Source organism: Clostridioides sp. ZZV15-6598 (genome assembly GCF_020657705.1).
In the GTDB taxonomy this organism is placed as follows: Bacteria; Bacillota; Clostridia; order Peptostreptococcales; family Peptostreptococcaceae; genus Clostridioides; species Clostridioides difficile_F.
The window spans coordinates 48,851-55,112 of the sequence record NZ_JAGWCS010000013.1 but is presented as its reverse complement, the minus strand read 5'-3'; the positions used below and the strand labels follow the sequence as shown (position 1 = coordinate 55,112).

The 6,262-nt window shown below is 28.6% G+C and carries 5 protein-coding genes; 1 reads left to right on the top strand and 4 read right to left on the bottom strand.

Features of this window, described 5'->3' with window-relative positions; genetic code table 11:
* Positions 1-357 precede the first annotated feature (357 nt).
* Entirely contained in the window at positions 358-1,299 is a 942-nt protein-coding gene (pdaA, locus tag KGF50_RS04440; RefSeq protein ID WP_227846977.1) for a delta-lactam-biosynthetic de-N-acetylase, read from the top strand.
* A 212-nt stretch (positions 1,300-1,511) separates the two neighbouring features.
* Here the strand turns inward: pdaA and KGF50_RS04435 are convergent, their stop codons facing one another.
* The 4 genes from KGF50_RS04435 to KGF50_RS04420 all read right to left on the bottom strand — a co-directional run bounded on the left by KGF50_RS04435 (position 1,512) and on the right by KGF50_RS04420 (position 6,261).
* A complete protein-coding gene (locus KGF50_RS04435) occupies positions 1,512-2,885 on the bottom strand; it encodes a hypothetical protein (protein WP_227846976.1) in 1,374 nt (457 codons plus the stop codon).
* Between the two features lie 112 nt (positions 2,886-2,997).
* Positions 2,998-4,320 (bottom strand): sensor histidine kinase, encoded by a 1,323-nt coding sequence (locus KGF50_RS04430; RefSeq protein ID WP_227846975.1) that lies wholly within the window; start codon positions 4,318-4,320, stop codon positions 2,998-3,000.
* Positions 4,313-5,017: a response regulator transcription factor gene (locus KGF50_RS04425; RefSeq protein ID WP_227846974.1), complete on the bottom strand. Its 705-nt coding sequence runs from the start codon at positions 5,015-5,017 to the stop codon at positions 4,313-4,315. The genes KGF50_RS04430 and KGF50_RS04425 overlap by 8 nt, the downstream gene beginning before the upstream one ends.
* A 179-nt stretch (positions 5,018-5,196) precedes the next feature.
* Entirely contained in the window at positions 5,197-6,261 is a 1,065-nt protein-coding gene (locus tag KGF50_RS04420; RefSeq protein WP_227846973.1) for a lysylphosphatidylglycerol synthase transmembrane domain-containing protein, read from the bottom strand.
* Position 6,262 lies beyond the last annotated feature (1 nt).

The following is a 6,262-nucleotide window of genomic DNA, read 5'->3' as shown; positions in this document are numbered from 1 at the left end:
AACTCTCAAATAAAAGTTTATCAGGCTCAGATACTATTGTTATCAAAATATCTGGCTTTATGGTTTGTTTCTTGTTTTTATAAATTAACCTACTGTTTAATTTTCAAAGTTCATTTTATTAAATCAATCATTTTGTACTCATTATTTTTTTGTTCCTTGTTGAGCACATTTATTATAATAACACCTTATTATAATATGGTCAACTACTTTTTTACATTTTTTCTTAAATTTATTAATTATTCATATTTTGTAATACTATTGCGACTTTATTTTAAAACATGTAACTATTATTAATTACAATTTCCAACTATAATAATATTATATATAATTACAATTAATTTAGAAGGGAGCTATAAAATGCTTAGAAAGATGCTATACCTTTTGACAATACTTTCTATATCTATTTTTTTAATTGTTGGATGTTCAAACTCACAAAAAAAACAAAACACAGACAAAAATAAAGAAATATCAACACAAGAAGATTCTCAAGATGTTGATAATAGTAAAGATACTTCCAATGTAACTGTTTCAGATGGAACAGACAGTCCATCAAATAAAGATACTTTGAACAATGATAATGAAAAATTAGATGTGTCATCTTTGGACAATACTGCTCTTGATTGGTTTTATATACCAAATACCAAACATCAAACTCCAGAAGTAAATACTGACATCAAGTTTAATTTTTCTGACTATAATGCTATATATAATGGACCTATAAAAGATGGTCAAAAAACATTATATCTTACATTTGATGAAGGTTATGAAAATGGATATACATCAAAGATACTAGATGTTTTAAAGCAAAATAAAGTAAAAGCTGTTTTTTTCGTCACATCTCCATACATAAAAGAAAATAAAAATTTGATAAAAAGAATGGTTGCAGAAGGTCACATAGTTGGAAGCCACAGTAAAACGCATCCTTCTATGTCAACAAAAACAGGTAATCTAAAAAGCTTTAATGATGAATTTGAAGATGTTGAAAAACTTTATAAAGATTTAACTGGAAAAAACATAGTTAAATTTTTCAGACCTCCTATGGGTAAGTATTCAGAAAAAAGCTTAGCAATGACTAAAAATTTAGGCTATAAAACCATATTTTGGAGTTTCGCATATAGAGATTGGGATACTGAAAAGCAACCATCACGTGAAGAAGCTAAGAAAAAAATAATGGATAATTTACATGATGGTTCTATCTTATTACTACATGCTGTTTCTAAAACTAGTACAGAAATTCTAAGTGATTTTATATCAGATGCAAGAAGACTAGGATATAATTTTGAACTTCTAAATTATTAGTATTTAGAAGTATATTTAAAAGCTTTACTTTAGTGTAACATTTATATATTAACTTACGTAAACGATTTCAAATTAAATATTTCCAAATAAAAAATAGATGTATAGTTTTTACATGAGACAAAAGTCTTTTATAAATAATAACTGTACATCTATTTTTAATTTATATATAATCTTTGTTAATCTCCAAATAAAATGATATTAGTTTTTATTTGCTAAATAATAAATACTGCTACTATAGTTGTTACAATGAGTCCTGTTATAACAGGAATAAAGTTTCTTTTTGCCAATTCAATGGGGCTAACTCCACAAATTGCGGCTGCTGAAATAAGCCCCCAAGGAACTAGACATCCTCCACCAACCCAAATACCACTAATTTGACCTAATGCTGCTAATGCACCAACACTTGCATTAATAGCAGTTCCAAATACAGATGCAAGTGAACCAACTAATGAAATTCCAGAGAACCCAGAACCATCAAGTCCAGTTATTGCTCCTACTACAGTTTCTATACCTGATACTGCAAATTTATTAAGTGGTATCGTTTGAGAAAGAGCTATCCCTATATCTGATAATAATCCTTGAGAACCAGGTGCTAATACCTTTCCAAATACACCAGTTAAAGGTGCAACTTCTCCCATGTAGAAAAACGCTGCTATTGGTATAATCGCACCAAATATCTTTATACCAAATACAAAACCATCTATTATATTTTCACACACATTTTCAAAACTATCTTTGCCGAAATTTATAGTGTTTATAATAATTATTAGAAACACTGCTGTTCCTCCTAAAAGAGCTGATGCATCTCCTCCTTTTAGGTCAAACATGTACATAGCAATTATATCAGCAAGAAATCCCAAAGCTACTAAAATAGTTGCTATCTTAGATTTTCCATTAAATTCTTTTACTTCTTCACTTTCAAAATCTTTAAGTTCTTCTCTAAACATTCCTTTATTGATATCCCTTTTTAATGTATAAAATGCCATAGATATCGTTACAATTCCCATTACCCAAAATAAAATCATACCATCATTTATGACATATGATACTGCTACTCCTGCTGCACCAGCTGTTATACTTGGAGCTCCCTGAATAACAAAGTCTGTTGATAAGGCAAGACCATGACCAAATAAGTTTAATGCTACTGCAACACCAATCGCTGGTAATCCAGCTCTAATAGCAACAGGTAAAAATACAGCTCCAACTAAGGCAACAGCTGGAGTTGGCCAGAAAAACCAAGAAAGAATCAACATTACAAATCCCGTTACAAAAAATGCTGTATTAGAATTTCTTATAACTTTGGAAAATGGTCTTACCATATACTGTATGGCATTATTTGCTTCTAGAGCTTTAGATAAAGCTACCATAATCGCTATAATTAAAATAATCGGTCCCAACTCATTTAAAGATATAATAAACGAGTTAAACACTGCTGTTATAGCTCCAAAGATATTTTTTTCAAAGAATAGTCCCATGAAAAAAACACCTAATATACATGGTACTACAGTATCTTTTTTCATAAGCATAGTAATTAAGATAATTACCATAAATATAATGTAAATATAATGCGCTCCTGTCAAAACCATATTATTATGTCCCCTTTTTTTAAGATAATAATATTATATGGTCTTACAAGTAAACTTGTTACTTGGTCATAGGTACATAACAATTAGCATGTGCAGTACTTAATTTAGATATTTATGACTCATTTACTGGAATAGATATTTCAATAGAAAACTCTTTGTCACCTGAGTTTACACTTATACTTCCATTGTGATATGCAATTATCTTTTCACAGTTTTTTATTCCAATTCCAAAACTTTCTACATTTTTATGAATGTTACTAACTTTGTTTTTTTGTATAATTAGCAACTTACCATCTTCAACTTTAATTAAAAATACTATTGGTCTATCCCTTCTTGCATACTTTATTATGTTAGAACATAAATTATCAAATATTCTTCTAAATTGTGTTACATCTACATAAATATGATATTGGTTATAAAGTTCATTCTCTATTTTTATATGAAATCCCTTTTCTTCCAATGTATATGAACTATCTAAAAGCAGTTGAAATATAAATTCATTTGCATTAATCTTTTCATACTTTTTAGAAACTTCTTCTTCCGAATTAACAAAATGTGTAAAAAGGTCATCTGTCAAATCTTTTATCTGATAGGCTTTCAATCTTACATTTTTTATATATTGCTCCAATTGTTCAGGGCTATTATACTTATGATCTTTAATTAAATCCAAATAACAAATTACTGATGTCAATGGAGTTCTGACATCATGTGATATTGAGGTTACTATATCTTTATTTTTATTCTTCATCTCTCTTTCTTTTATAAGCTGATTATCAAGTGCCTGACTCATCTCATTAATACTAGATGCAAGCGATGATAATTCATCGTTCCCTTTAACAGGAATTCTGTACTTTAAACTACCACTTTCTACTATCTTTATACCCATCTCTATTTTTCTTAGATATTTAATCTTTCTACTCAACAACAATAAAAATGTTACAATAAATGTAATTGCCATAAATGTAATAGAAACAGCATCTATAAAGTTTTGAAATCTAAATCTAAATAGTGCTATTATAACTACATTTGCTTTAATATCAGAGAATTGTATCTCATAATGTCTAGCCATAGAGCTACTATAAAATTCATTTTCTTCACTCTTATCAGGTAATTCATTTGGATAGTACAATGTATCATAAAAAATCTCATTTCCTTTATATATTTTCATAGATACAAACCAATTGTCATTATTCCAATTTGATATATCTTCTCCATCATTTGAACTTATACTTTTATCATTCACGTAGATTTGAAAATCGTCCATTAACTGGTCTGCTTCTCTTTTAAAGTATGTTTTACCTTCTGATACATCCTTTACTACTGACTCAACAGCAGAATAAAATGGTATATTTAAAATAAAAGCCACCCCTGCTGAGATTACTACATATATCAATAGTATGACACCCAACTTTGATGGCTTAATTTTGCTAATCAATATAATACCCCTTTCCCCATGCAGTTTTTACATATTGTGGATTTTTCTGATCTTTTTCTAGTTTTTTTCTTAAGTTTCTAATATGTACCATTATAGTATTATTTGCTGTATAAAAATATTGCTCATTCCAAATACTTTCATATATATTTTCAGACGAGAAAACTTTTTTTCTATTTTTTAACATAAGAACTAATATACTATACTCTATCGTTGTCAAAAATATAGGTTCTCCCCCCAATGTAACATCTTGAGTATCTAAATTTACACAGAGTTCTTTTGTCTGCAATATGTTTGACTCTCTATTCTTTTCCTTCCCCTGATATATATAATAACGTCTAAGTAGTGACTTAACTCTTGAAATTAACTCAGAATATGAAAAAGGCTTTGATAAATAGTCATCTCCTCCTGCTGAAAACCCAATAACCTTGTCGGAATCTTGAGTTTTAGCAGTTAGAAATAATATTGGAGCCGTTGTTTTTTCTCTAATCTCATTACATGCAACAAACCCTGTCTTTACTGGCATAACAACATCCAAAATAATCAAATCAATCGTACTATCTACTAAGTTTACGGCTTCTTCTCCGTTCGTTGCCATAACAACTTCATAACCTTCACCAGTCAAAAGTATTTCTACGATTTCCCTAATTTCTGGATTGTCATCAGCTACTAAAATTTTTTTTGGAATCTCTTTATTCATCGCTAAGCTCCTTTTTTACTATATTTCTTAAATATTTCAAACTATATAAAATATTATACTTTATTAGTAAAAGCTTAGCAATGTCATACGTTTTAATACTTTCTACTATTGTAAATATGCTCAAAGTTTAATCAAAACGTATACACATATCATTGATATAAAAAATAAACCATACAATACTATCTTACATAAACAACTTCTTTTACTGACTTAACTTTTTCAGAAGATTTAACATGTGCTACAATACATACTAAACCACTTATAGCAACGAATGCATAAAAACTTATTCCTCTGCTAAGTAACATCGCTGGAACTAGTAAATGACCTGGGAAAAATATCTTAAATAATGTCATAAAACTATTTTCAGATGCTCCAACAGCTCCTGGCAATGGTAAAGATGAAACAGCAATATTAAGTAATGATTGTATTGCTAATATTTCAAACACAGTATATGTTGATAGATGGAAAGCTTTGTATACAAAGAATGGGACTAAAAACATAGCTGTTATTTGCACAATAGTTATAAGTAAAATCTTAATTACTAATTTTGGATTTTGCTTTATATATTGAGCACCTTTAACATATTCTTCAATTTGAGAAGTTATCACTTTTCGCGAACCTTCAACATCTTTTATTATTCTTAGTTTTCCTAATAAATTTGTTATGGATATTATGAAGTTATTTACTAATTTTTTTGAAAATATAACTGCAATTACCCCAACAACAAGAGCAACATTCGTTATTACACCATATATCAATAAAATATTCATCCCTCTTACATTGTTTAGTATAAATTCACGTTCCATAATGAACATTATTCCGCTATATGCTAATACAACAACTTGGTGAATGACAACAATAACTAATAATATAAGTGAAGAATAGGATATGTTTATATCATCCTTCTTCATGTAATAAACTTGTGCTGGTTGACCTCCAGATGCTGAAGGTGTAATTGAACTAAAATAAAATCCAACAAACGCATATCCCATACATTTTAAAAAAGTAGTCTTTTGATTTAAAGCCTTTATACCTAAATATATATTTATACCTTCGCAAGCAACATATATAAACATCATCGCAAATCCAATTAATATAAATACAGGACTTGCACCTTTTAATGATTTTATTAACGATTCAATTGATTGACCTCTAAAAACAAAGTATCCAGTTATGCCCATTAGTAAAACTAAGAAGGCTGCACTACCTATACACTTATTTTTCTTTTCAGTTTTACTTATCATA

Bases quoted from the DNA above. Each gene is read 5' to 3' on its own strand.
- pdaA (WP_227846977.1), top strand. From the start codon at position 358: ATGCTTAGAAAGATGCTATACCTTTTGACAATACTTTCTATATCTATT.
- KGF50_RS04435 (WP_227846976.1), bottom strand. From the start codon at position 2,885: ATGGTTTTGACAGGAGCGCATTATATTTACATTATATTTATGGTAATT.
- KGF50_RS04425 (WP_227846974.1), bottom strand. From the start codon at position 5,017: ATGAATAAAGAGATTCCAAAAAAAATTTTAGTAGCTGATGACAATCCA.
- KGF50_RS04420 (WP_227846973.1), bottom strand. From the start codon at position 6,261: ATGATAAGTAAAACTGAAAAGAAAAATAAGTGTATAGGTAGTGCAGCC.